The organism is Thalassotalea sp. G2M2-11, from assembly GCF_017168195.1.
Taxonomy (GTDB): Bacteria; Pseudomonadota; Gammaproteobacteria; order Enterobacterales; family Alteromonadaceae; genus Thalassotalea_E.
Map to the genome: position 1 here is coordinate 458,523 of NZ_JADNYL010000001.1, position 24,107 is coordinate 482,629.

19 protein-coding genes are annotated in these 24,107 nt (G+C 40.7%); 9 read left to right on the forward strand and 10 right to left on the reverse strand.

The window, feature by feature from the left end:
- Nucleotides 1-2 precede the first annotated feature (2 nt).
- The 3 genes from fadA to IV514_RS02035 all read left to right on the forward strand — a co-directional run bounded on the left by fadA (nt 3) and on the right by IV514_RS02035 (nt 6,229).
- A complete protein-coding gene (gene fadA / locus IV514_RS02025; protein WP_206483239.1) occupies nt 3-1,166 on the forward strand; it encodes an acetyl-CoA C-acyltransferase FadA in 1,164 nt (387 codons plus the stop codon).
- A 304-nt stretch (nt 1,167-1,470) separates the two neighbouring features.
- Nucleotides 1,471-4,125: a TonB-dependent receptor gene (locus tag IV514_RS02030; RefSeq protein WP_206483240.1), complete on the forward strand. Its 2,655-nt coding sequence runs from the start codon at nt 1,471-1,473 to the stop codon at nt 4,123-4,125.
- Between the two features lie 121 nt (nt 4,126-4,246).
- Complete coding sequence (locus IV514_RS02035) at nt 4,247-6,229, forward strand: tetratricopeptide repeat-containing sulfotransferase family protein (protein WP_241242143.1); 1,983 nt, start codon at nt 4,247-4,249, stop codon at nt 6,227-6,229.
- Here the strand turns inward: IV514_RS02035 and IV514_RS02040 are convergent.
- From IV514_RS02040 to IV514_RS02050, 3 genes are all read right to left on the reverse strand, one after another.
- The gene (locus tag IV514_RS02040) at nt 6,226-8,154 is read right to left on the reverse strand and encodes a DNA topoisomerase III (RefSeq protein ID WP_206483241.1); all 1,929 of its coding nucleotides are present in this window, start codon (nt 8,152-8,154) and stop codon (nt 6,226-6,228) included. The genes IV514_RS02035 and IV514_RS02040 overlap by 4 nt on opposite strands.
- A gap of 174 nt (nt 8,155-8,328) precedes the next feature.
- Nucleotides 8,329-8,868, reverse strand: a complete 540-nt coding sequence (locus tag IV514_RS02045) for a GNAT family N-acetyltransferase (protein ID WP_206483242.1) — start codon at nt 8,866-8,868, stop codon at nt 8,329-8,331.
- A 92-nt stretch (nt 8,869-8,960) separates the two neighbouring features.
- A complete protein-coding gene (locus tag IV514_RS02050) occupies nt 8,961-9,884 on the reverse strand; it encodes a manganese-dependent inorganic pyrophosphatase (protein ID WP_206483243.1) in 924 nt (307 codons plus the stop codon).
- A 241-nt stretch (nt 9,885-10,125) separates the two neighbouring features.
- Here IV514_RS02050 and IV514_RS02055 point away from each other — a divergent pair, with 241 nt between their 5' ends.
- The gene (locus IV514_RS02055) at nt 10,126-12,198 is read left to right on the forward strand and encodes a S9 family peptidase (RefSeq protein WP_206483244.1); all 2,073 of its coding nucleotides are present in this window, start codon (nt 10,126-10,128) and stop codon (nt 12,196-12,198) included.
- A 115-nt stretch (nt 12,199-12,313) separates the two neighbouring features.
- Here the strand turns inward: IV514_RS02055 and IV514_RS02060 are convergent, their stop codons facing one another.
- Complete coding sequence (locus tag IV514_RS02060) at nt 12,314-13,282, reverse strand: class 1 fructose-bisphosphatase (RefSeq protein WP_206483245.1); 969 nt, start codon at nt 13,280-13,282, stop codon at nt 12,314-12,316.
- A 265-nt stretch (nt 13,283-13,547) separates the two neighbouring features.
- On the opposite strand from IV514_RS02060, the gene IV514_RS02065 reads away from it, so the two are divergent.
- A complete protein-coding gene (locus IV514_RS02065) occupies nt 13,548-15,965 on the forward strand; it encodes a zinc-dependent metalloprotease (RefSeq protein ID WP_206483246.1) in 2,418 nt (805 codons plus the stop codon).
- Between the two features lie 92 nt (nt 15,966-16,057).
- Here the strand turns inward: IV514_RS02065 and IV514_RS02070 are convergent, their stop codons facing one another.
- Nucleotides 16,058-16,981 carry a DMT family transporter gene (locus tag IV514_RS02070; protein ID WP_206483247.1) on the reverse strand — a complete coding sequence of 308 codons (924 nt, stop codon included), beginning with the start codon at nt 16,979-16,981 and terminating at the stop codon, nt 16,058-16,060.
- Nucleotides 16,982-16,992: 11 nt separating this feature from the next.
- Complete coding sequence (locus IV514_RS02075) at nt 16,993-17,142, reverse strand: hypothetical protein (protein WP_206483248.1); 150 nt, start codon at nt 17,140-17,142, stop codon at nt 16,993-16,995.
- 125 nt (nt 17,143-17,267) lie between these two features.
- On the opposite strand from IV514_RS02075, the gene IV514_RS02080 reads away from it, so the two are divergent.
- The 3 genes from IV514_RS02080 to elbB are packed head-to-tail and all read left to right on the forward strand — an operon-like array spanning nt 17,268 to nt 20,602.
- The gene (locus tag IV514_RS02080; RefSeq protein WP_206483249.1) at nt 17,268-18,719 is read left to right on the forward strand and encodes a PLP-dependent aminotransferase family protein; all 1,452 of its coding nucleotides are present in this window, start codon (nt 17,268-17,270) and stop codon (nt 18,717-18,719) included.
- A 3-nt stretch (nt 18,720-18,722) separates the two neighbouring features.
- Nucleotides 18,723-19,946 carry a multidrug effflux MFS transporter gene (locus IV514_RS02085; RefSeq protein WP_206483250.1) on the forward strand — a complete coding sequence of 408 codons (1,224 nt, stop codon included), beginning with the start codon at nt 18,723-18,725 and terminating at the stop codon, nt 19,944-19,946.
- On the forward strand, nt 19,946-20,602 hold the full coding sequence (elbB, locus tag IV514_RS02090) for an isoprenoid biosynthesis glyoxalase ElbB (protein WP_206483251.1): 657 nt from the start codon (nt 19,946-19,948) through the stop codon (nt 20,600-20,602). Before IV514_RS02085 ends, elbB begins: the two co-directional genes overlap by 1 nt.
- Before the next feature lie 65 nt (nt 20,603-20,667).
- On the opposite strand, the gene IV514_RS02095 is transcribed toward elbB, so the two are convergent.
- From IV514_RS02095 to aroQ, 4 genes are all read right to left on the reverse strand, one after another.
- A complete protein-coding gene (locus IV514_RS02095; RefSeq protein ID WP_346776886.1) occupies nt 20,668-20,835 on the reverse strand; it encodes an oxidoreductase-like domain-containing protein in 168 nt (55 codons plus the stop codon).
- Nucleotides 20,836-21,001: 166 nt separating this feature from the next.
- A complete protein-coding gene (accC, locus tag IV514_RS02100) occupies nt 21,002-22,348 on the reverse strand; it encodes an acetyl-CoA carboxylase biotin carboxylase subunit (protein ID WP_206483252.1) in 1,347 nt (448 codons plus the stop codon).
- Between the two features lie 23 nt (nt 22,349-22,371).
- Nucleotides 22,372-22,821, reverse strand: coding sequence for an acetyl-CoA carboxylase biotin carboxyl carrier protein (accB, locus tag IV514_RS02105; protein ID WP_206483253.1), 450 nt, complete (start codon nt 22,819-22,821; stop codon nt 22,372-22,374).
- Between the two features lie 59 nt (nt 22,822-22,880).
- The gene (aroQ, locus tag IV514_RS02110) at nt 22,881-23,336 is read right to left on the reverse strand and encodes a type II 3-dehydroquinate dehydratase (RefSeq protein WP_206483254.1); all 456 of its coding nucleotides are present in this window, start codon (nt 23,334-23,336) and stop codon (nt 22,881-22,883) included.
- Nucleotides 23,337-23,728: 392 nt separating this feature from the next.
- Between aroQ and IV514_RS02115 the strand changes: the two genes are divergently transcribed.
- Nucleotides 23,729-24,106 (forward strand): hypothetical protein, encoded by a 378-nt coding sequence (locus IV514_RS02115; RefSeq protein WP_206483255.1) that lies wholly within the window; start codon nt 23,729-23,731, stop codon nt 24,104-24,106.
- Nucleotide 24,107: the final 1 nt, after the last annotated feature.

Here is a 24,107-nt window from a genome sequence, read left to right on the forward strand (position 1 = left end):
CCATGAAAGAAGTCGTAATTGTCGATTGTATTCGTACACCAATGGGACGCTCTAAAGCGGGCGTTTTTCGTAATGTACGTGCCGAAGGACTATCTGCACATTTGATGCAGCAACTGTTAGTACGTAATCCCAACTTAGATCCTGCACTCATTGAAGATATCATTTGGGGTAATGTTAAACAAACCAAAGAGCAAGGTTTTAACATCGCTCGAAATGCTCAACTGCTGACGGATATTCCAAAGCACGTGGGCGCAGTCACAGTGAATCGTTTATGTGGTTCATCAATGCAAGCGTTACATGATGCCTCAACTAATATTATGTCTGGTCAAGGTGACGTGTTTATTGTTGGTGGTGTTGAGCATATGGGGCATGTGCCTATGATGTATGATGTCGATTTTGATCCGGCACTAAGTAAATACATCTCACGTGCCGCAGGCAATATGGGGTTAACTGCAGAGTTATTGGGTAAACAACATGGTATTACGCGTGAACAACAAGATGCATTTGCTGCCCGTTCACACCAGCGAGCTCATCAAGCAACACTTGAAGGACGTTGGGCTAATGAAATTGTCGCAACTCAAGGCCATGACGCACAAGGTGCATTAACTCTGGTTGAACACGATGAAGTCATTCGTCCTGAAACCACAGTTGATACACTTGCTGGGCTACGACCTGTGTTTGATCCTGTTAATGGCACGGTTACCGCGGGTACTTCTTCAGCATTGTCTGATGGCGCATCGGCTATGTTGGTTATGTCTGCTGATAGAGCGAAAGAATTAGGCTTAACGCCGCGTGCTAAAATTCGTGGTATGGGGATCGCGGGCTGCGATCCTTCAACCATGGGATTTGGTCCGGTACCAGCCACTAAGAAAGCATTGAAACGTGCTGGCTTATCGCTTGAAGATATTGAACTAGCAGAGTTTAATGAAGCATTTGCTGCGCAAGCATTGTCTTGTATACGTGCACTTGGGTTAGAAGATAAAGCTGACGATATGATCAACTTAAATGGTGGTGCTATTGCGTTAGGTCATCCGTTAGGTTGTTCAGGTTCTCGTATTACCGGCACATTATTGAATTTAATGGAAGATAAGGATGTAAGTCTTGGTCTTGCAACCATGTGTATCGGCTTAGGTCAAGGCATTGCAACCGTAATAGAACGCGTTTAATGCCGAACTAAATGTCAGTAAGAAGCCCACTTCGGTGGGCTTTTTTTTTGTCAAAAATTCTTTGAGAATAGCTCTAATAATCATGGGTGATTTAACGAACGATTTGATTTGTGTTGATAGTAGTTTTTTTTCTTACTATTGGATAAGGGGTCTTGTTATTTCCATTTAGCTGCTGATTTTTTTAATTATTTATTGGTTTTGTATGAATTTATGCCGTTGTTACGTTATAGTAGGAAATAAATATAATTAGAGTACTAAAAGTACCATATCAAATAAATTAATAATGATTTAAGGGAAATTTATTATGAAACTAACTAAGTTGCACTGTGCTGTATTGTCAGCTATAGCAGCGTCAGGCTCTATTTATGCAGAAGAAGTTAGCAAAAAAGATAAAGCAACCATTGAAGTGATTGAAGTTACTGCAACGAAACGTGCCGAATCTATTCAAGAAGTGCCAGTGACGGTCACCGCGTTAACTGGCGATAGTTTAGAAACACTGGGTGTCTCTAATTTTGATGAGTACGTTGAGTTCTTACCTAATGTGGTTTTCCAAGGCACAGGCCCAGGACAAAATGAAATTTATATTCGCGGTGCGGCAACGACACAAACGAATATCAGTGTGTCATCAGTACAAGCATTGCAACCTTCAGTGGCTTTTTATTTAGATGAGCAACCGGTTTCGATGCAAGGTCGTAACTTAGATATTTATGCCACAGATGTCGAACGGGTAGAAGTATTACCTGGGCCGCAAGGGACACTGTTTGGTGCTAGCTCTCAATCAGGTACCGTTCGTTTAATTACTAACAAACCGAACCATGACGGTTTTGCTGTTGGGTTTGATTCCAGCATCAGTTCAACCTCTGGTGGTGATATGAGCAACTCTGTTGAAGCTTATGTCAATATGTCATTATCGGATGATTTGGCGGTGCGCGTTGCGACTTATAATGATACTCAAGGTGGTTGGATTGATAATGTACTAAATGTACCCGGTGATGGTGGTTACATTGGTAGCGCGGAAGTGATCAGTCGAATCTCAGGAGGGGCATTAACTAACCCTGAAGATGTACCAGTGACCTCACCAAGAAATGATTCATTAGTGGAAGAAAACTTTAACACGGCTAATTACGCTGGTGCGCGTTTTGGTTTGTCTTATTTAATTAATGATGAGTGGGAATTGTTGGTACAACATACTCAACAATCACTTGAAACAGAAGGGGTGTTTGCTTATGACCCTAACCTTGAAGGTGAATCATCGACTAACCGTTTTACGCCAGAAGATAATCGTGATGACTTTGGCTTAACGACCTGGACCTTAGAAGGTCGTTTAGAACAGCTTGAGCTAGTCTATACGGGTGGCTACTTAGACAGAGAAATAGACTCAACCATTGATTACACGGGTTATACCAATGGTGGTTCTTTTTCTGCCTATTACGTCTGTAGCTATTGGGGCGCTCCAGAAGCTCAAGAATGTTTAGATCCAACGAAGTTTTATAAGGAACATACCGACACTTCACGTATTACCCATGAACTTCGTATGAATACCTCAATGGATAATGACTGGCGAGTCACTGCTGGTGTGTTTTATGATTCACAAGAATTAGCCACGGTTGGTTTATTTAACATTGCTAACACGGATTTACCTCATTTTAGTAATCTAGAAAGAACGCTTGTCGGTAACGAAGGCACTAACAGTGGTGAAGGCCCATTTTCTGCTGAATATAGCTTTGTGAATGATATCACTCATACTATTGATCAAATCGCACTATTTGGCCAAGTTGAGTTTGATTTAACCGATACGGTGACAGCAAGCTTAGGTGCTCGTTGGTACCAGATTGATGATATTTATAAAGGTTCAACAACGACCGCAGATGTCAGTGGACGATTACGTGCCTTTGGAGATGGTAGTGATGCTGCCTTAACCGAATTTTTTGGCGAAGATGAGGCGCAAGCCATTCAAGAAGCGATTGCGAATGGACAATTAGACACGAGTCTGTTGGATAGCGACGGTACGCTAACAGTTGATGACACCATTTTTAAAGCATCTCTCGACTGGAAGGTGTCAGATGAAGTGATGGTGTTTGCATCTTATTCAGAAGGTTTTAGACCTCCAGTGACTAACCGCGTTGGTGGTGGACAGGCCAAAGTTCAGGAAGGGGCATTTGATGGCTTCCGTATTCCAGTGTATTCGACTACAGATAGTTTGGATAATATTGAACTTGGTTTAAAATCAACATTGTTTGATCAAAGCCTGCGCTTTAATGCCACGGCGTACTATTCAAAAATATCTGATTTACAAACGTCACGGTTTGACCCAACCAATATTAGTTTCTTAGTGTTTACCGATAATGTCGGTGATGCAGAAATTAGAGGTATTGATGGTGACTTTAGTTGGGCAGCAACTGAAGATCTAATCATTTCAGGTGCGTTTAGTTTCCTTGATACAGAGTTAACGTCAATTAATGCTGAACTAGATGGGATTGCACCACCGGTTGGTAGTCGATTACCTTACTCAGCTGAGTTCTCTGGTAATTTACAAGCACGTTATTTCTATCATATCAAAGGAGATATGACAGGCTATATTAATGGTTCTATTAGTTATACCGGGGAAAGATTCACAGGTATGACAATGGCAGCATTTGTGCAGGAAGATGCGACTAACTTGATCTACGGTACAGGCTCTGGCATCAGCATTAAGAAAGAAGCGGATGTTTATACCGGTGTTAATTACACTGATAGAAATGGTCAAACATTTGCAGGTGGCCGTTATATCCAAGACAGTTACGTGCTTGCAAATTTAAGCTTTGGTGTCACCAACGAAGAATGGAAAGCTGAATTGTTTATTGATAACTTGACCGATGAAAGCGCAACTTTATATGTTGATATGCAACAATTCACACCTAAAGTTGTAACAAATCGTCCTCGTACGATTGGCTTAAGATTTTCGTATGATTTTTATTAAGCTGTAGTTAACAATAATGCTGTGCAAAGCCGCTTGATATTTGTATCAAGCGGCTTTTTCTTGATACAGTGTTCACTCTTGCAGCTCGTCGCTATTTCTATCATTTTATGGAGCTAAATCGTTGGTCAACTCATCTTCCTCTATTGAAGTGCAATTCAAAAATATTCAACAATTAATCCAATCGGCAAAATTTAATGAGGCCATTGAACAGGCAAAACAATCCCTGAGACAAACTGATGAGCAGGCGCATCAAGTGCAACTGCGGTATTTAGTTGCTGTTGCCCAACGCTATGCAAAAAAATTCTCCAGTGCTTTGGCAAGTCTCGATGAATTATTGGTGCTCGATCACAAGCACAGCAGAGCTTACCAAGAAAAAGGCTATAATTATCTGGCACTGCAACAAGCTGACAAAGCACAACAGGCATTTGAGCAAGCCGTAAAGCTTAATCCTTGCTTAGTCGCGAGTTGGCAAGAATTAATAGAAATATACCGCAAGCAAGCTCAACCGAAGTTAATACAACAAGCGGCAAATCAATTAGAAAAATTGAAGCAATTACCGCCTGCTTTGCTAGCCGTCACTGAATTTATGCATGAAGGTAAGTTTGTTAAAGCAGAACAAGTATGTCGTCATTTTCTGCAACAGAATAAACATCATATTGAAGGTATGTGCCTGCTGGCTGAGATCGGTATAGAGCTGAAAGTGTACGCCGATGCTGAGTTTTTATTGTCGAGTGCTATTGAATTAGCACCAAAGCATATCCATGCGCGTTCTTTATATCTAAATTTGTTGATCCGTTTGGGCAAATTTAAAAAAGCTGAGCAGCAAGTTGAGATATTATTAACCGCACAGCCTGATAACCATAGCTTTAAAGTCGCAAAAGCAAGCGTGTTAACTGGCTTAGGAAAAACCGAACAAGCAATTAATATATTTACGCAAGTGATAGCCGATAATGATCAAATTGCGGGTTATCATTTACAGCTTGGGCATGCCCTAAAAGCTAAGGGAGATTTAGCTGAAGCAATTAAGGCTTATCAAAGGGCATATCAAATACAAGCGAATTACGGTGATGCATTTTGGAGCTTGGCGAATACTAAAACTTATCATTTTAGAGATGACGAAATAGCGCTGATGCAACAGCAAATTGACAATGAACAGGCTAGCTTAACCGATAAAGTTCAGTTGCATTTTGCTATGGGTAAAGCTTATGAAGACAGAAAGCAATACGATCAAGCATTTCATGCCTATCAGCAAGGCAATCAACTGCAAAGTTCTCATAATAAATTTGATATTAGTAAGATCGAGCAGCAAGTGGATGAACAAATACACCATTGCACAGCTGAGTTATTTGAACAACGGGGGCATTTAGGTCTTGATGTGCCGGATCCTATTTTTATTGTCGGTTTACCTCGTGCGGGTTCTACCTTGTTGGAGCAGATACTAGCATCTCACAGCCAAGTAGATGGCACCATGGAGCTGCATAATATCCTTGGCTTAGCTGCACGTTTGCGCGGAAGAAATAAACAAGAAAATTTATACCCGAAAAATTTAGCTGACATTGACGGGAGTTACTTTAAACGTTTTGGTCAGCAATTTATCGATGACACTAGGGTCTATCGCGAACATGCGCCATTATTTATCGATAAAATGCCGAACAACTTTCTTCATATCGGCCTGATCCGATTAATTTTACCTAATGCTAAAATCATTGATGCACGGCGCTCTCCCATGGCGTGTTGCTTTAGTGGTTACAAACAGTTGTTTGCTGAAGGGCAGGATTTTAGTTATAGCCTTGAAGATATTGGTCGTTATTACAATGCATATATGAAATTAATGGCACACTGGCAATCCGTCTTACCTGGTTTCGTGTTGACAGTGAACCATGAAGATGTGGTGGATGATCTCGAAGGGCAAGTCAGAAGAATGCTTGATTTTTGTCGCTTAGAATTTGAACCGTCATGTTTAGAGTTTCATAAAACCAAACGTAATATCAAAACGCCAAGTTCTGAGCAAGTTCGCCAGCCTATTTATAAAAGTGCTACAGCGCAATGGCAATACTTTGAGCAGCATCTTTCACCTTTGAAGAAAGTGCTTAATATCAATTAAGCACGTTGTCTTTTCGCACGTTTACGTTTTTTATATGCCGGAGCTTGTGTTGATTTAATTCCTGTTAAGCTGACGGGTAACTGCTGCATCGCTAAGCTAATTAATTCAGTTAATGTCTCAGTGAGCGGTGTTATAAAGTGCTGATAGCTGGCTTTGCGTTCGGCAATATTGTTTAATGTCGCTTCCCATTGTGCGGTCATATCTGGTTGCGTACATTGTTTCGGTAATGCATTGATCAGGCCTTTCCCCGCCTCAGTTGCGTGAATATTTTTGCCTTGACGCTGTAAAAAACCACGCTTGAACAATAATTCAATAATGCCGGCACGGGTAGCTTCGGTGCCTAAACCATCAGTATCTTTCAATATGGCTTTAAGTGTTTTATCACTGACAAAACGATTAATGCCTGTCATTGCGGCAAGTAAACTAGCGTCAGTAAAAGCTTTAGGGGCTTGAGTCAGCTTTTCCAGTAAATTGCCTTGTTTACAAAGTAGCACGTCACCTTGTTCAACTACTGGTAGTTGTTGCTCTTGCAAAGCTTCATCGCTGTTCTTAACCATTTTTTTCTGAGGAAATAAAGACTTCCATCCCAGCTGTTTAGGGATATTGGCGCTTGCAGTAAAGTGGCCTCCAGCAATTGTTAATGAAATTTTTGTGTGGTGGTATAGATAGTCGGGATAAAACTGGGCGATATATTGGCGTACGATCAGCTGGTAAATATTTTGCTCAAAATTGTTTAATACGATGGCATTAACAGGTTTTTCTGTCGGGATAATCGCATGATGTGCGGTTACTTTTTTGCTATTCCATGCTCCGCTTTTTAATTGTGCATTGGCATTACTTGCCGCTTTAGCCAGTGATGAATTTCCTTGGGCGATATGCGTTAAAATACCTGTTGCTTGACTGTGTTGCTCATCGGGTAAATAACGACAATCAGAGCGAGGATAAGTGATCAATTTATGCTTTTCGTATAAAGACTGGCAAACATCGAGCACTAATTTAGCATTCATTGAAAACTGTTGAGCTGCAGCTATTTGTAATGCGGATAAGTTAAAGGGTAATGGTGGTGTTTGCTTTTTATGCTTTTTCTCGACCTCAGTAACGGTTGCCGGTTGCTCAGAAATGCGTTCGACAACATTTTCTGCTAATGCTTTAACGACCACTCGTCCTTCTTCATCCATATAAGGTATACAAGCATCGCTGGGTTGCCATTTTGCCTCGAACTGCTCGCCGTTTGCTGTTTCTAGCACGGCACTTACTTGATAAAAGGGTTTACTGACAAAGTGTTCAATGTCGTGATCGCGATTAACTACCAGACCAAGTACTGGCGTTTGGACACGACCTACTGATAGCACGCCATGATAGCCTACTTTACCTCCTTGTATGGTATAGGCACGAGTTAAATTGATGCCGTATAGCCAATCAGCCCGACTGCGTGCCAATGCAGATATTGATAATGGCATAAACGCTTGATTCGGTTTTAATTGTTGTAATGCGCGTTTGACGGCAGAAGTATTGAGATCACTGATCAATAACCGTTGCATATTGGCTTTTTTGTGCGGTGCTACCTTAAGGAATTCAATTACTTCATCTACCAGTAATTGTCCTTCGCGATCAGGATCGCCAGCATGGATGATCTGTTGTGCTTGTTTGACTAATTTTCGGATGACACTAAGTTGCGATTTTGTTTGATACTTTGCCGTTAGCTGCCACTTTGTAGGGATAATAGGCAGATGTTCTAACTGCCATTTTTTGTATTTTTCATCATAGGCGTCAGGTTGTGCTTGTTCCAAAATATGGCCTATGCACCATGTGACAATATCGCCATTCCCGAGTTCGATATATCCTTGTTGTTTTTTATGTGGTTTTGGTAGTGCTGAGGCAATAGCTCGGCCAAGGCTGGGTTTTTCGGCAATATATAATCTCATTGAAATTAAAGTGTCGAGAGAATGTTTGAAGAGTGTAATTGATAACTGTTTTTATATCCAGTGCTTCTTGGATGGTATGAGAAAATAGGGGCTAGAATATTGCTTGGTGACAGCTAATGTTATTAATTCACTTTACTTAGCGTGTCAAAACAGCACTGAGTTTATTAATAGTGGTTAGCGATTTTTGATTTGATAATAGGCAATATCACATTCAAATAACGGATCAACATGATGATAGGTTTTCACATATGACATGCCGATTTTCTGCATGATATTGATAGAGCCTAAGTTATCAGTGGCAGCTATCGCGCTAAAAGCGCGGTAAGCTTTATTTTGCGCGAGAATGTTTTTGATATGTTGGGCTGCCTCTGAGGCATAGCCTTTACCCCATGATGAACGAAAAAATCGCCAGCCAAGTTCAAGGTTGTCAGCTTCAGGGTGATCAGAGAAAAAATTCATTGGTCGGACTAAAATCCAGCCGAGGTATTCATCCGTTTGTTTGAGGTTAACTTGCCATAAGCCCCAACCTTTATCTTCATTTCGGTAAGCTTGCATGCGAGGAATAAAGGTATTAATGATTCTATCTCGAGTTGAGATGATACCGCCTGTGATATATTTCATTACCTCAGGATCTTGATCTAACTGCCATAAAGCGTCTATGTCAGAGCTATTCATTAACCGAAAAGATAAGCGGGTTGAATCATTAATATCCATGCATATGCCTTTATCTGCTGGCTGAGAACGCCAAATAAAAAAGCTCGATGTAAGTTCATATCATCGAGCTTTGTTACACATCGCTATGTTTGTTAAGCGAGAGATTCCTGTAGTGGCGGTACCACTTGTTTTTTACGAGATAACACACCGTCTAGCCATACTTTGCCATCAGTAGTTGCTTTACCATAAGCTTTTTCGGTTAAATCGTCATTATCACTTACCACTAACACTTCTGAGCCTTCTTTCATAATATCTGTTAATAATAACATCACACTATGGCGGTTACCTTCAGCTTTGAGTGCTGCAATATCAGCCGCTAGCTCTGCTTTGATATCGTCAAATATCGCCAGATCGATCACTTCTAATTGTCCGATACCGACTAAGTTGCCATGCATATCGAAGTCTTTAAAGTCACGTAATACTAAGTCACGGATCGGTGTGCCTTCTACCGCAGATTTCACTTTAAACATTTCCATGCCTAAGCCTTGTGGATCATCTATTCCTGCAATTTCTGCTAGAGCTTCAACGCACTTGATATCAGCGGTAGTACAGGTTGGTGATTTAAAAATAACGGTATCGGATAAAATCGCGCACATCATCGCACCAGCAATATTTTTAGGGATCTCAACATTGTGGAAGTCGTACATCATTTTAATAATTGTGTTGGTACAGCCGACAGGGCGGATCCAACATTCCAGCGGCGCATTTGAGGTGATGTCACCTAGTTTATGATGATCAATAATGCCTAAAATAGTAGTGTTATCGATATCATCTGGCCCTTGGATTCGATCAGAATGATCAACAACATAAATACCATCAGTATCAGCAAAACTTAGCTTAAGTTCAGGTTGTTCAAAACCAAACTTATCTAAAATAAATAATGTTTCAGGTGAAAGTTCGCCTAAACGTGCTGGTTTAACGTCTTCGCCCAGCGTTGTTTTTAAATATGAAAGCGCAATTGCTGAGCAAATTGAATCTGAATCAGGAACCTTGTGTCCTACTGCATATGCTGACATTGATAGTGTTCTCCAAACGCCATGAGTTGCCAATAAAGCAATTTATATTGGCTATTGATAATATTAGAGTGTCTATTCTAACAAAAAGTTCGTTGGTTAGACTAGTCAACAATTGTACTAATTTTATCCACTATTATTCTTAAACAACTTTACCGTGATAAAGGCTTTATGGTTTTTCTCAGGTGGGCTAATATTGCTGCGAAAAATGATAATAATCCAAAGCTTTAAATATGAGGACCTTATGTTCAAATTAACATCATTTGCGGCAGTGCTTTCGTTAGTCAGTACAACTGTCGTAGCAGACGATACTATTAGTATCGAGGATATTCCAAAAATTAAATCAGTCGTTAGTAGTGTTGTTAGCCCAAGTGGTGATTACCTTGCTTATACTCGTACGCAACCTCGAGAGCTGTATGTTGATCAACATGGTAAAAATTATACCGAATTATATATTACTGATGCGAAAGGAAATACTCGCCCATTTATTACAGGTAAAGTGAACGTTGGTGGTTTGGAATGGTCTGCCGATGGAAAATTTGTCTATTTTCTGGCGAAATTTAAAGGGGATAAGTTTACTCAGTTGTATCGCATTCCCGTTGATGGTGGTGAACGCCAAAAAGTCATGGGGTTAAAAGATACTTCGATCAGCCGTTACGATATTAGTCCTGATGGTAAGCAAGTGGCGATACTTGCTATGCCAGCAAAAGACAAGTCTGAGAAAGAACTGAAAAAGTTAGGTTTTAAAGCCGAAGTGTATGAAATGGGCTTGAAAAACAAACAGTTGTTTGTCACCGACTTAGCCGTCCATGACAAAGCACAGCAACTGGATGCCTTTGATGTTAAAGGTCATGTGACCGATATGAATTGGTCAGCTGATAACGAGCAGTTATTGGTGAAAACTCAACCCACCTCATTAATTGATGATACATACACTCAATCACAATGGCATGTTATGAACCTTGCCGAGCAGAAAATCACCTTATCTATCGCCACTGAAGGTAAGTTAGGCACTGCTGAGTTTTCTGCTGATGGACAATACATCGCCATTATCGGCGCACAAGATAAACATGATCCAGCAACTGGACGTTTATATTTAGCTGACGCAAGTAGTGGTAAAATTAGTCATTGGTTACCGAATTTTGCTGGTCATGTCAGTGATATTGAGTGGTCTCATCACAGCGACAAATTACACTTTATTGCCAATATTGGCACTGAAAGCATAGTGGCAAATATTAAGCCGGGCAGCAAAAAGTATCGAACGCAATTGAAAGCGGGCAAAATCATTGCTTCAAACCTCTCAATCTCTGATTCAGATAAAACCATCGCGTTAAAGGGTCATAGTGCCAAACACCCAAATGAAGCGTTTATGCTTCGTGGTAAGAAACTGACGCAAGTATCAGATTCCAACCCTTGGTTAAAAGATAAACGTTTTGCGAAACAAGAATCTATTACTATCAAAGCACGTGATGGCGTGGAAGTAGGCGGGATTTTAGTTTATCCGCTTGATTATAAAAAAGGTCAGCGCTATCCATTGATCATGCAAGTGCATGGTGGACCTGAAAGTCATGAAAAAAATGGTTGGGTAACTGCTTACTCTAAACCCGGTCAAATGGGCGCAGCGCGCGGTTATGCAGTATTTTATCCTAATTATCGTGGCTCAACCGGTAAAGGTGTTGAGTATTCTAAGTTAGGACAAAATGATTATGCGGGTGCTGAGTTTAATGATCTGGTGGATATGAAAAATTATCTGGTTGAGCAAGGCTTAGTGGATAGTAAACGAGTCGGCATTACTGGCGGTTCGTATGGTGGCTATGCCTCTGCTTGGGCAGCAACAAAATTGACAGAGCATTTTGCTGCAAGTGTGATGTTTGTTGGTATCTCAAATCAATTATCTAAATTTGGTACTACCGATATTTCTAATGAAATGCATTTAGTTCATGCGCGCTCTTACCCATGGGATAAATGGCAGTACTATTTAGAACGTAGCCCTATTTATTGGGCTCACCAGTCTAAAACGCCTCTTTTGATCATGCATGGTAAAGATGATCCTCGAGTGCATCCGGCACAATCGATGGAAATGTATCGTTACATGAAAGTCCAAGGTAAAGATGTGCGCCTAGTATATTATCCAGGAGAAGGTCATGGTAACCGTAAGGCTGCAGCGCAGTATGATTACAGCTTACGTTTGATGCGTTGGATGGATAATTATCTGATGGAAGGTAAGAAAACCATGCCGGATTATAAGCTTGATCACAAAGCGAAACTGAAAGCTGTGAAAGATAAAAATAAAGCGAAGAAAAAAGAGAGTGCTTAAGATAACCTCAGCTTCATATAAGCCATGCGTTTAAAGCATGATAAATCGTTGAAAAAAATAAAGCCCTGAACTATCAGGGCTTTTTATTTGGTAATGCGCTCATGCAGTTATGAGGTTACTGATAATAACTTAAACATTTTGTCACTTCGTTTTTCGAGCCCATGATCACCTCTACACGTTGGTGAATATCTGATGGATCAATCTCCATAATGCGCCCTTGAGAGGTCATCGCTAGGCCACCGGCTTGCTCAACCAAAAAGCTCATCGGATTAGCTTCATACATTAAACGTAACTTATAGGGTTTATTCGGGTTTTTGTTATCAGCAGGATAGGTAAATATGCCGCCTCGAGTCAATACGCGGTGAATATCGCCTACCATAGCTGCAATCCAACGCATGTTGAAGTTTTTACCTCGTGGTCCTGTATCACCGGCCACTAGGTCGTTAATATAATTTTGCATGGGTTGTTGCCAAAAGCGTTGATTCGACATATTAATGGCAAATTCTTGTGTATCCTGAGGGATTTGCACATTTCGTTGCACCAATAGATAACCGCCATGGGTACGATCTAAGACATAAAAATGTGTTCCTTGACCTGTAGTCATCACTAGCATGGTGGATGGACCATAAAGCACATAACCGGCACATACTTGTTTGTGACCCGCTTGCTTAAATTGATCAGGGTCGTCAGCAGCCAACTCTGGGCGAGATTCATGGATTGAAAAAATTGTACCTATGAGTGAGTTGATATCAATGTTTGAGCTGCCATCTAGCGGGTCAAATGAAACGATAAATTTTCCTTTTGGCTCACCAGCAACAGAGGTATCTTCTTCTTCTGAAGAAATGGCTTTAACAAACCCTGATTCTAATAAAATATCTTTAAATAATTCATTTGCCACAACATCTAACTTCTTTTGCACTTCACCCTGAATATTTTCATCTAAGGTAGAGCCCATTAAGCCCCCTAAGTGTGCCTGACTGACACGAAAAGAAATCTCTTTGGTGGCTGCTAAGATAGTTTTGATCAGAGAAATTAAATCTAAAGGTACGTTATCTTCACGTAGAGCTGGGGCAAGTCGTTGCATTGTTTTACCTAATTTTGAGTGAAATACTCGTGTTTGAGTAAATTGTATATTATATTTGTTGGGCTTTTTTTAGTCACTTTTTGTTCAACTAACATTAAACTGGCGCGTTAAAATTACTGATAATTTAACCAATAATAAAGATTCAATTAGTAAAATTGAAATATTACACCCTAACTTTCACGCTAATTATAACAATAAATGAACGGTTTTCTGTAGCGTAAATGCTATAAATTTAACTGATTTTTTAAAATTAAAAGGGATATCAATGCACTTAGTTAAAAATATACTTTTATTACTCGTATGTAGTATTTTTTCATTGTCGGTGTCAGCCAATTATACAGAGTTTGTGGAAGGGAAAACTCATCATCAAGGCTATTTTTCATTTTACTTGGATGATACTAGCGGTAAGGTCTATTTAGTCATCGATAAGTTTGAGCAAGAGTTTTTATTTCAAAGTTCATTACCGCAAGGAATTGGCTCTAATGATATCGGGCTAGATCGTGGCCAATTAGGCGATACACGCCTAGTCCAGTTTGAACGGGTGGGAAATAAAGTATTTTTGCGACAGAAAAATAGTTATTACCGCGCCAACAGTAAAAACAAGTTAGAACAGCAAGCGGTCGAGCAAGCATTTGCCAGCTCTATAATTTGGGGCTTTAACGTTGCTCAAACAAGTGATGATGGTCAGTCTGTTTTGGTTGATTATACCCCGTTCTTGTTATCAGATATTCATAATATCAGTGAAAAATTAAAGCAAAGAAAGCAAGGCAGCTTTAGTATTGATAGCAGTCGCAGTGGTTTGTATGCCAAACGCAGTAAAGCATTTCCTGAAAATACCGAATTAGAAGCACGGGTGACTTATAAAGGCAGTGGTGCCGGTAAATATTTGCGCTCAGTGACGCCTGACTCTCATGCGGTAACGGTTAATTTGCATCATTCATTGATCAAGTTGCCAGATGATAAATATCAAAGTCGTGCTTTTCACCCTTACAGCGGTTTTTGGGCGATCAGTTTTGCCGATTATGCCAGTGCCATTGATGAACCTCTCGTTAAACGAGTGATCCCACGTCATCGTTTAGCCAAGAAAAATCCTAGTGCAAAAATAAGTGAAGCAGTAGAGCCTATTGTTTATTACTTAGATGCCGGTGTGCCTGAGCCTGTACGCAGTGCGTTACTTGATGGTGCTAAATGGTGGGATCAAGCCTTTGCTGCGATTGGTTATAAAAATGCTTTCCAAGTGAAAATGTTACCTGAAGATGCTGATCCTATGGATGTACGCTATAACGTGATCCAGTGGGTTCATCGTGCAACTCGAGGTTGGTCGTATGGCGCATCTGTGATTGATCCTCGCACTGGTGAAATTATTAAAGGCCACGTGACCTTAGGTTCGCTTAGGGTCAGACAAGACTATCTTATCGCATTAGGGCTAACTTCTCCGTTTACCTCTAAGCAAACCGATACCAGTGAGATGAAAGAAATGGCGTTAGCCCGTATTCGTCAATTAGCAGCGCATGAAGTTGGTCATACATTGGGTATTGCCCATAACTTTGCAGCCAGTGTGAATAATCGTGCCTCAGTGATGGATTATCCGCACCCTTTGATCACGTTAACAAATGGTGAAATAGACTTATCGCAAGCATATGACGATAAAATTGGTGTTTGGGATAAGCATGTGATTGCTTATGGTTATGCTGACGTTCGCTCTGATGAACCCCAATATTTAGCGCAAACCATTAAAGCAGCGCAAAATAAAGGCTTGTTGTATATGTCAGATGCCGATGCAAGGCCGCGTTCAGGCGCACATGTTAGCGGTCATTTGTGGGATAATGGAGCGAATGCTGCACAAGAGTTACAACGAGTCTTAGCCGTTCGTGCCAAAGCCTTGGCTGATTTTGGCATTACCAGTATTCCGGTGGATACCCCGTTGTCAGAATTAGAGCGAGTGCTTGTGCCAATTTATAATTTTCATCGTTATCAGGTTGAAGCTGCGGTTAAATTAATAGCGGGTGTTGATTATCAATACCAAGTGCGTGAGCAGGCGTTCACTAACTCTTTACAGCCGGTAAGTGGTGAACGACAACAGCAAGCTTTTGCGGCGTTACTGGATACGTTAGCAAGTGATACTTTGACCTTGCCGGAGCATATTATCAACTTGATCCCGCCAAAAGCTTATGGCTATCAACGTGATCGCGAAAGTTTCACCAGCCAAACTGGGTTAACGTTTGATCCTGTGTCCGCGGCGCAAGCCAGTGCAAAACATACCCTCACTTTATTGTTAAATAGTGCGCGCTTAGCACGATTGCAGCAACAAGCGGTGCGTGATGAAAATATTTTGTCAGTAGGGCAATTATTTGAGCAGTTAATTGATCAGACCATCCACTTACCGAGTCAGTCTGGGCTTGCTTCATTGGTACAACAACGGGTTAATCAGCAGGTGATAGAGCAGTTACTTGCGCTGTGGCAAGAGCAAGGGGTAGTGAGTGAAGTTCGAGCAGAAGTTTTTGTGACGTTAACTGCTTTGGAAAAGTGGTTAACTAAAAAATCCTCGTCGCGACAATATCAATCATATCGGGCGCATTTTGCCTTATTGGCGCAGCAAATACGCTATGGTTTAACTCATAATGAACTTATGCCCCCTGCATCGAACATTAGCTTACCACCTGGTTCTCCTATAGGTAGCTAGCAATAAAAAAAAACGGCTTGAGGGGAAGGTATCCTCAAGCCGTTGTGCAATTTGCACGGCTCTAATGTGCAATGCCACAGAAGGAAATTACTTTATGTTGAAAATGAGCTTGGTTGAGGGGGATTACGATAAAAGCGATACCATACCTTTGTTGGTGTTAAGACAATAATATTACCGATAACGATCAGCAAAAAGCCGATTATGGTGTAGCCGCTCCATTGAAAGTCCTCAACAAAAGTGGAAATAATCACAGCCACTGCTGGAAACATAATCGAGCTGTAAGATGCTTTATGGGCGCCAATATTATTAAGTAACGTTAAATAGCAACTAAAGGCGATCACTGAGCCAAAAATAGATAAATAAAGCAGGGACGATACATAGGGTAAGGACATGTCAAAGCCAAAACTTTTCCCTTGTAGTACATTGACCAGCGCCATGAAAGATGCTCCATAGAACATGCCCCAAGCGGTGGTTGGTAAAAGGGGAAGTTGCTTACGTTGATGACCAATTGACAACATGTTACCGGTTGACGCAAACAGAGTACCTATCACACATAACAACAAACCTAAAAGCACTTGATCGCCAAATTCTGTCAGGTAAATTTCTGGCCAAAACAAGGTAGTGATACCGCTAATACCGATAAAGCCACCTAGGTATACCCGCTTAGAAATACGGGTGTTATACCAAATTTTTGCATTGATAATATTGGCAAATAAAATCAACGAAAAAGCGATGCAAGTCAGTGCGGAGTTAATATATTGTTGTCCGCTGTAAAGGAAAAAGTAATTTGCACTGAATAAAGTCAAGCCAAAAAAGAAAAACTGCCCATGATGTTTTAGCTGAAAGCTTAGCGAGTGCTTTTTCAGTTTGCAGTAGGCAAAGAGCACAAGTGCAGCAAGACCAAAGCGATAGCTTAGTGATGCTTCATTACTGACTTCGCCTAATTGATAATTGATGGCTATCCAAGTGGAGCCCCAAATTAGCACAGTCAACATATAGAGCAGAAAATTGTTCATTAAGGTTTACCTTATTTACAGCAGGAAGCGCAATTGTTTGCTTGCTCAGTTAATGCAATGTTAGGAGTTTCTTGTGCCACAAGTTGTTGCGCCATCTGGCTTTTTGCCATGGCTTTAATCCATTGGTGGATAAGTTGTTTTATGATGTAAGTAAAAGTCATTGTGCAATCTCCTTATGGTCAGAATAAACAAACATCAAGTGATGTGTGGTTGATGATGGACAGTGTATCGAAATTTTGTTGTAATAACATACACAGAAAAATGAAAATGAAACCTATACAGTTTTATGCGATTATTAGATAAGTCGGCACCTGAGTTTTTATATCAACAAGTCATTGATTTTATTGAACGACAAGAAAAAAGTGGTGCATTAAAGCCCGGTGATAAGCTACCCAGTTTAAGAAAACTGAGTAAACAGTTCGACATTAGTGTGCCAACGGTGAAGCAAGCATATATTGAGTTAGAGCGTCAGGGAATGATTTGTGCACGCCCACAATCGGGCTATTATTTAAAGGCAAAACAAGCGAGAACCTTGTTGCCGATGCCAAGTAAATGGGCGTGTTGTCAACCGGTTGAAGTGTCATGTCGTAGCCTGATTGAACAGGTGTATGACGCAATACACATTCCGGATACTGTTGCTTTGGGGATTTCTAATCCCGTGAATGCACATCCACCGGATAAAGCGTTGGCAAGGTTGATGCGGTCAGTGTTAACGAAAGTATCAGAAAAAGCGGTAAGTTACGGTCCAGTCAATGGTGATGCAAAATTGCGTTTAACCTTAGCGTTACGTTACCAAGAACAAGGGGTGGCTGTCGATCATCAGGACATGGTGATCACCAATGGTGCACAAGAAGCTATTGCGATTGCGCTGCAATGTGTAGCAAAACCTGGTGATATTATTGCAGTAGAGTCACCTTGTTATTTTGGCTTGATTGAGTTGATTGAAAGTCAAGGCATGAAAGCACTTGAAGTATACACTTGTACAGAGCAAGGGGTTTGTGTTGATTCTCTTGAACAGGTATTAGACCAGCACCCAGTACAGGCGTGCCTTTTTTCCACCGCCATCAACAACCCGCTCGGGTCAATGATGAATAACGAACAGCGACAAAGGTTAGTGAAGCTGCTGGAGTCAAGGGATATCCCGCTCATTGAAGATGAGGTTTATAGTGATCTTTATTACAGTGAGCAACGTCCTATTCCTGCGCAGTTATATTCGGAAAAAGGGCTGGTCATGACGTGTTCATCGTTTTCCAAAACGGCAGCACCAGGCTATCGCGTTGGTTGGTTGATCCCTGGTAAGTTTGAAGAAGCAGCGAAACGTATAAAACGTGCGATGTCATGTTCAACCGCAATGCTTCAGCAATGGACTTTGACGGATTATTTATTAAGTGGTGAGTATGATCGCCACTTGCAAGTATTACGTAAAACCCTACGTTACAATTGTGAACGAATGCGTGCTTTAATCGCAGAACACTTCCCAAGTGAGGTATGTATTTCTCAACCTAAAGGGGGCAGTGTGCTGTGGATCCGCTGTCGTTCCCATGTCGATACCAGTAAACTTTTCTTTCAAGCGATCGAAAAGGGCATCAGCTTCTCGCCGGGCGAAATATTTTCACCAGCTGGAAAACATAAAAACTATATGCGCATCAGTTATGGTGAGAAATGGAGTGAGGCCATCGAGAAGGCTATTCAGACGCTTGGTCAATTAGTACATCAATACCCAAAGGGTGACCGATAATAGATGAGTAAGGAAAAAACATCTTTAACAACGCATGAGCCGCATTTGATTTCGGTGACCGTGTTGCTGCCATTGCTGGCATCAGTGATTGCGGTATCACCGTTAGCAATTGATATGTATTTGCCAGCGATGCCGTTGTTGGCAGAACAATTTAATACCAATATACCGAGTGTGCAAAATAGCTTAAGTGTTTACTTGTTGGGCTATGCACTAGGCTTATTATTTTTTGGTCCTCTTTCTGATAAATATAGCCGACGAAAACTGGTGATAATAGGGTTATCGGGTTTTGCCGTGATCAGCTTTTGTTTACCATTTTCAAGCACGATAGAGCAGTTTATTGGTTTGCGATTTATGCAGGCATTTATTAGCAGCGCCGCCACTGTGGTTGTGCCTGGCACCATCCGAGAACGCTATGGCAAAAATACAGCGAAAGGCTTTTCGTATGTCTCGATGATCATGATGTTGGCACCTATGATTGCCCCCACGATTGGTAGTGTTTTGCTTTTGCATAGCTGGCAGGCTATTTTCTTTGTTTTAGCTGCATACAGCGTAGTGGTTTTATGTTTTGTTGCTTGGTATTTGCCCGAAGCAAAACGTGATACTGAACAACAGCATACCAGTTTTATTAGACGATATCAGATTGTGTTATCCCATCACAGTGCTCGTCTCGATTTGATCTCTTCTATGGTGGTGTCACTGGCATTTTTTGCTTTTATCACGTCTATTTCATTTGTTTACTTAACGGTGTATCAGGTATCGGAGTTTGCGTTTAGTATGCTGTTTGGTATGAATGTACTAGGGTTGATGAGTGCACATTTTATTAATACACGCTTAGTGGTGCGCAAAGGTTCAAGAGTGATGCTAAGTTATGGGCTCATTGTTGCTTTGTTGGCTTCTTCCGGGCTTGTGTTAGTTAATTATTGGCAACTACCGTTAATTTTTACCATAGTGACGTTATTACCGTTAATGGGCAGTATTTCAATGATAGCGGTAAATACTGATGCGCTAGTATTACAAGAGTTTCCTAATGAATCTGGTACGGCGACGGCGGTGATCGGTACGCTGCGTTTTGGTATCGGTGCATTAGCCGGTCCGATATTAGCCTATTTTCATAATGATACTGCCTTGCCCTTTGCCTTGTTAATGTGGTGCTCGATCATTGTGGTATTATTGTCTCAGATATTGGGTAAATTTAGCCGTAAACAGAAACAAGCAGAGGAAGTTTAATGAAGAAAATCGCAATTATATTATCTGGCAGTGGTGTTTATGATGGCAGTGAAATTCATGAATCGGTATTAACGCTTTTAGCTATTGAGCAGAAAGGGGCGAGCTATCGCTGTTTTGCGCCGAATATAGAGCAACATCATGTGATTAATCATCTCAATGGTGAGGTCATGACCAGTGAAAGCCGAAATGTCTTGGAAGAATCAGCACGTATCGCTCGTGGTGATATAGAAGATGTTGAGCAATTAAATGCGGATGAGTTTGATGCCTTAATTGTTCCCGGTGGCTTTGGCGCTGCAAAAAATTTATGTGACTTTGCTATTCATGGTGAAAATTGTCAGATCAATGAGCAAGTATTAACGGCGTGCCAGCAATTTAAACAGGCAAACAAGCCGGCTGGGTATATGTGTATAGCCCCAACGCTAATTAGCTTTGTTTATGGCAAGGGAGCATCTGCAACAATAGGTAAAGACCAAGGCGTTGCTGCTCAATTGGAAGCGATGGGCTTGAATCATATTAATTGTGAAGTGAATGACGTTGTGATTGATAAGCAGCGTAAATTAGTAACAACACCTGCTTATATGCTGGCAATGTCTTTGGTAGAAGCTTCGTCGGGCATTAATAAACTGGTTGATGCGATCATCGCTATGTGTGATTAAGTCAATGACTTTTTAGGTTCAGCTCAGATGAGAGTGATTAAAAGCCGAGCTGTACTCGGCTTTTTTTATTGCTCAGTTGTTGGCTTTTCTGCTTGTTCTTTGAGTTTCACCTGTCTCAAACGCCAAGCTTTTAACTCAGCGTAATAATGATCCCATACACAGGGATCACAGGCACTGTCACAGCATTCACCGTCAGCTGGTGGTTGCGGTTTTTCATCTACTTCATTCATCATTACTACCTGATCTTTTGCTGAGTACAATCTCTTAAACTGCGTCTTATTTTACCTTTTTTTATCTTTGCTGGCTATCACTCGGGTTATAGTTGATGTCACCACACCTAGATAAAATTAAGCACATAAAAAAGCCCTGCATTGCAGGGCTTTATATAACATGTGTCAATTATTCAGTATCAGAAAGTTTCTTCTCTAGATAATGAATATTCGCACCACCATTGACAAAACCTTGATCGGTTAAAATGTCTTGGTGTAATGCAATATTGGTTTTAATACCATCTATGACTAACTCTTTTAATGCATTACGCATACGAGCGATAGCGACATCGCGATTATCACCGTAAGTGATTAATTTTCCAATCATTGAGTCATAATGAGGAGGTACTGAATAATCGGCATAGATATGAGAATCCCAACGTACACCCATACCACCTGGTGGGTGGAAACGAGTAATTTTACCTGGAGAAGGGATGAACGTGCGTGGGTCTTCCGCATTAATACGGCACTCAATTGCGTGACCGGCCACTTTAATATCTTCTTGTTTATATGATAATGGTTGTCCAGCGGCAACGCGAAGTTGCTCTTTGATCAAGTCAACACCCGTTACCATTTCTGTTACCGGATGCTCTACTTGAATACGAGTGTTCATCTCAATGAAATAAAACTCACCATTTTCATATAAGAACTCAAAAGTACCTGCACCACGGTAGTCAATCTCAATACAAGCATTACAACAGCGCTGACCAATTTTAGCACGCATTTCAGGGGTGATACCTGGTGCTGGCGCTTCTTCAACTACTTTTTGATGACGACGTTGCATTGAACAGTCACGTTCACCTAAATGAATGGCGCCACCTTGACCATCCGCCATCACTTGGATTTCAACATGACGAGGGTTTTCAAGGAATTTTTCCATATAAACCATGTCATTGTTAAAAGCGGCTCGTGCTTCGGATTTTGTTAATTGAATCGCTTCTAATAATTCGCTTTCTTCACGCACAACACGCATACCACGACCACCGCCGCCGCCTGAAGCTTTGATGATGACGGGGTAACCAATACGCTTACCGTGGGCAAGGTTTAGTTCATCATCACTTGTTAATGGCCCATCAGAGCCAGGCACACAAGGTACACCAGCAGCTTTCATCGCCTTAATCGCTGACACTTTGTCACCCATTAAACGAATGCTTTCTGCTTTGGGACCGATAAAGGCAAAACCTGATTGTTCAACCTGCTCGGCAAAGTCTGCGTTTTCTGCTAAAAAGCCATAGCCAGGATGAATAGCAACAGCATTAGTGACTTCGGCAGCAGTGATGATACTAGGAATATCTAAATAACTATCAGTAGCTGGAGCTTTACCAATACAAATGGTTTCATCTGCTAGCAATACGTGTTTTAGATTGCGATCAGCTGTTGAATGAACTGCAACTGTTTTGATGCCTAATTCTTTACATGCACGGAGAATTCTCAGTGCAATTTCGCCTCGATTGGCGATAACGACTTTTTCTAACATGAAATTACCCTTACTGGTTGGGCTTATTCAATGATGAATAGCGGTTGATCAAATTCGATAGCATCTTCGTTGCTTGCTAAAATTTCTTTGATAACCCCTGATTTATCGGCTTCGATTTGGTTCATCATTTTCATGGCTTCTAAAATACAAAGCGTATCACCAGCATTAACATGTTGACCTACTTCAACAAATGCAGGTGCATCCGGAGAAGCTGCTGAATAAAATGTCCCCACCATTGGCGAACGTACTACGTGGCCAGCAATGGCTGCAGGCTCTGCAGCCGTTACTGCTGGGGCTTCTGCTACAGGTGCTGGAGCTGCAACTGGTGCCGGTGCTAGAGCAGGTGCTGGAGCACTAACAACTGTACCACCACGGCTGATTCTTACAGACTCTTCACCTTCTGCTATTTCTAATTCGTTAATTCCTGATTCTTCAACTAATTCGATTAGCTTTTTAATTTTACGAATATCCATGGGATTACCTTATAACTCTCTATTGATGACTGTGATTTAGTGACTGAAATGGTATTCAATCACTTCGTATTTTTGTTTAACCAATCTTGAGCAGCATCTAATGCGTATTGATAACCTTTGCTGCCAAGTCCACAAATAACACCTTTTGCTATGTCTGAGAAATATGAGTGATGTCGAAACTCTTCTCTGGCATAGACATTTGATAAATGTAATTCAATAAAAGGGATATTAACGGCCAGTAATGCATCTCTTAATGCAATACTTGTATGGGTAAAGGCTGCAGGATTAAAAATAATAAAATCGATGTGCTCAAACGATTGGTGAATCTTAGTAATTAATTCATGTTCGGCATTTGATTGCAGATGGGTTAATGCAATATCACGTGCGCTTGCAATAGTTGTTAATTCATTGATTATTTCGGCTAATGACAAAGCACCATAAATTTCTGGTTCACGCTTTCCTAACATATTTAGGTTTGGGCCATTAAGCACTAAAATATTAAACTTTGCTGCCATCTTTCTTAAAATACCGGTTAAAGTTTGTTAATAGCAATATCATCACATAATTTCAGTAAGAATGGAATAATGAACTGATATTTGCAGTAACTTATAAAATTAATCGCATATTATAGTGTTTTCGCCGAAATTAGCAGCAAAATACTGGTCTAATCTCTTTTTAGGGGTGATTTAATGAGCAAATGATGTAAAAAATTTGTTATTTCGCTGATTTTGACTAGACTTTATCCTAGAAAATATGGTTCTATTCGCAATAAATTTAATTACTTAGCTATTTATCATTGTGAATAGTTTATTTCAGGCCTTGCTTGAGTGAGCTTCAGTTTACCAATGATAAGGATATCATTATCTTTCATATTCTTAAGTTTTGTTTATTGATTGTAATGTTAGTAATGGTGAGACCTGTACTCGCTATAGATGTTATTACTCATCAATCGGTCAACGTGTCTGCTATTGATACTACACAATTGCGACGAATCTTTACCATGCGCCAACAGCGTTGGTCTGATGATACACCTATTGTGGTGTTTGTGTTACCCAGTCAGCATGATGTACATATCCAATTTGCAACTCAATATCTAAAAATTTTTCCGTACAAACTTGATAGGATCTGGAATAAGTTAACTTTTTCTGGTTTAGGTGTGGTACCACGTAAAATCTCTTCTCAACAAGAAATAGAACGATTAGTAAGAATTACTCCTGGCGCAATTGGCTATGTGGATAAAGTAAGTGAAGGTGGACATATCAATGTTGTTAAAATGTCAAAGTGAG

Bases quoted from the DNA above. Each gene is read 5' to 3' on its own strand.
- IV514_RS02060 (WP_206483245.1), bottom strand. From the start codon at position 13,282: ATGCAACGACTTGCCCCAGCTCTACGTGAAGATAACGTACCTTTAGAT.
- IV514_RS02030 (WP_206483240.1), top strand. From the start codon at position 1,471: ATGAAACTAACTAAGTTGCACTGTGCTGTATTGTCAGCTATAGCAGCG.
- aroQ (WP_206483254.1), bottom strand. From the start codon at position 23,336: ATGGCAGCAAAGTTTAATATTTTAGTGCTTAATGGCCCAAACCTAAAT.
- IV514_RS02045 (WP_206483242.1), bottom strand. From the start codon at position 8,868: ATGGATATTAATGATTCAACCCGCTTATCTTTTCGGTTAATGAATAGC.
- IV514_RS02065 (WP_206483246.1), top strand. From the start codon at position 13,548: ATGCACTTAGTTAAAAATATACTTTTATTACTCGTATGTAGTATTTTT.
- IV514_RS02080 (WP_206483249.1), top strand. From the start codon at position 17,268: ATGCGATTATTAGATAAGTCGGCACCTGAGTTTTTATATCAACAAGTC.
- IV514_RS02085 (WP_206483250.1), top strand. From the start codon at position 18,723: ATGAGTAAGGAAAAAACATCTTTAACAACGCATGAGCCGCATTTGATT.
- fadA (WP_206483239.1), top strand. From the start codon at position 3: ATGAAAGAAGTCGTAATTGTCGATTGTATTCGTACACCAATGGGACGC.
- IV514_RS02040 (WP_206483241.1), bottom strand. From the start codon at position 8,154: ATGAGATTATATATTGCCGAAAAACCCAGCCTTGGCCGAGCTATTGCC.
- IV514_RS02050 (WP_206483243.1), bottom strand. From the start codon at position 9,884: ATGTCAGCATATGCAGTAGGACACAAGGTTCCTGATTCAGATTCAATT.
- IV514_RS02055 (WP_206483244.1), top strand. From the start codon at position 10,126: ATGTTCAAATTAACATCATTTGCGGCAGTGCTTTCGTTAGTCAGTACA.
- IV514_RS02095 (WP_346776886.1), bottom strand. From the start codon at position 20,835: ATGATGAATGAAGTAGATGAAAAACCGCAACCACCAGCTGACGGTGAA.
- IV514_RS02075 (WP_206483248.1), bottom strand. From the start codon at position 17,142: ATGACTTTTACTTACATCATAAAACAACTTATCCACCAATGGATTAAA.
- accC (WP_206483252.1), bottom strand. From the start codon at position 22,348: ATGTTAGAAAAAGTCGTTATCGCCAATCGAGGCGAAATTGCACTGAGA.
- accB (WP_206483253.1), bottom strand. From the start codon at position 22,821: ATGGATATTCGTAAAATTAAAAAGCTAATCGAATTAGTTGAAGAATCA.
- IV514_RS02115 (WP_206483255.1), top strand. From the start codon at position 23,729: ATGGTGAGACCTGTACTCGCTATAGATGTTATTACTCATCAATCGGTC.
- elbB (WP_206483251.1), top strand. From the start codon at position 19,946: ATGAAGAAAATCGCAATTATATTATCTGGCAGTGGTGTTTATGATGGC.
- IV514_RS02070 (WP_206483247.1), bottom strand. From the start codon at position 16,981: ATGAACAATTTTCTGCTCTATATGTTGACTGTGCTAATTTGGGGCTCC.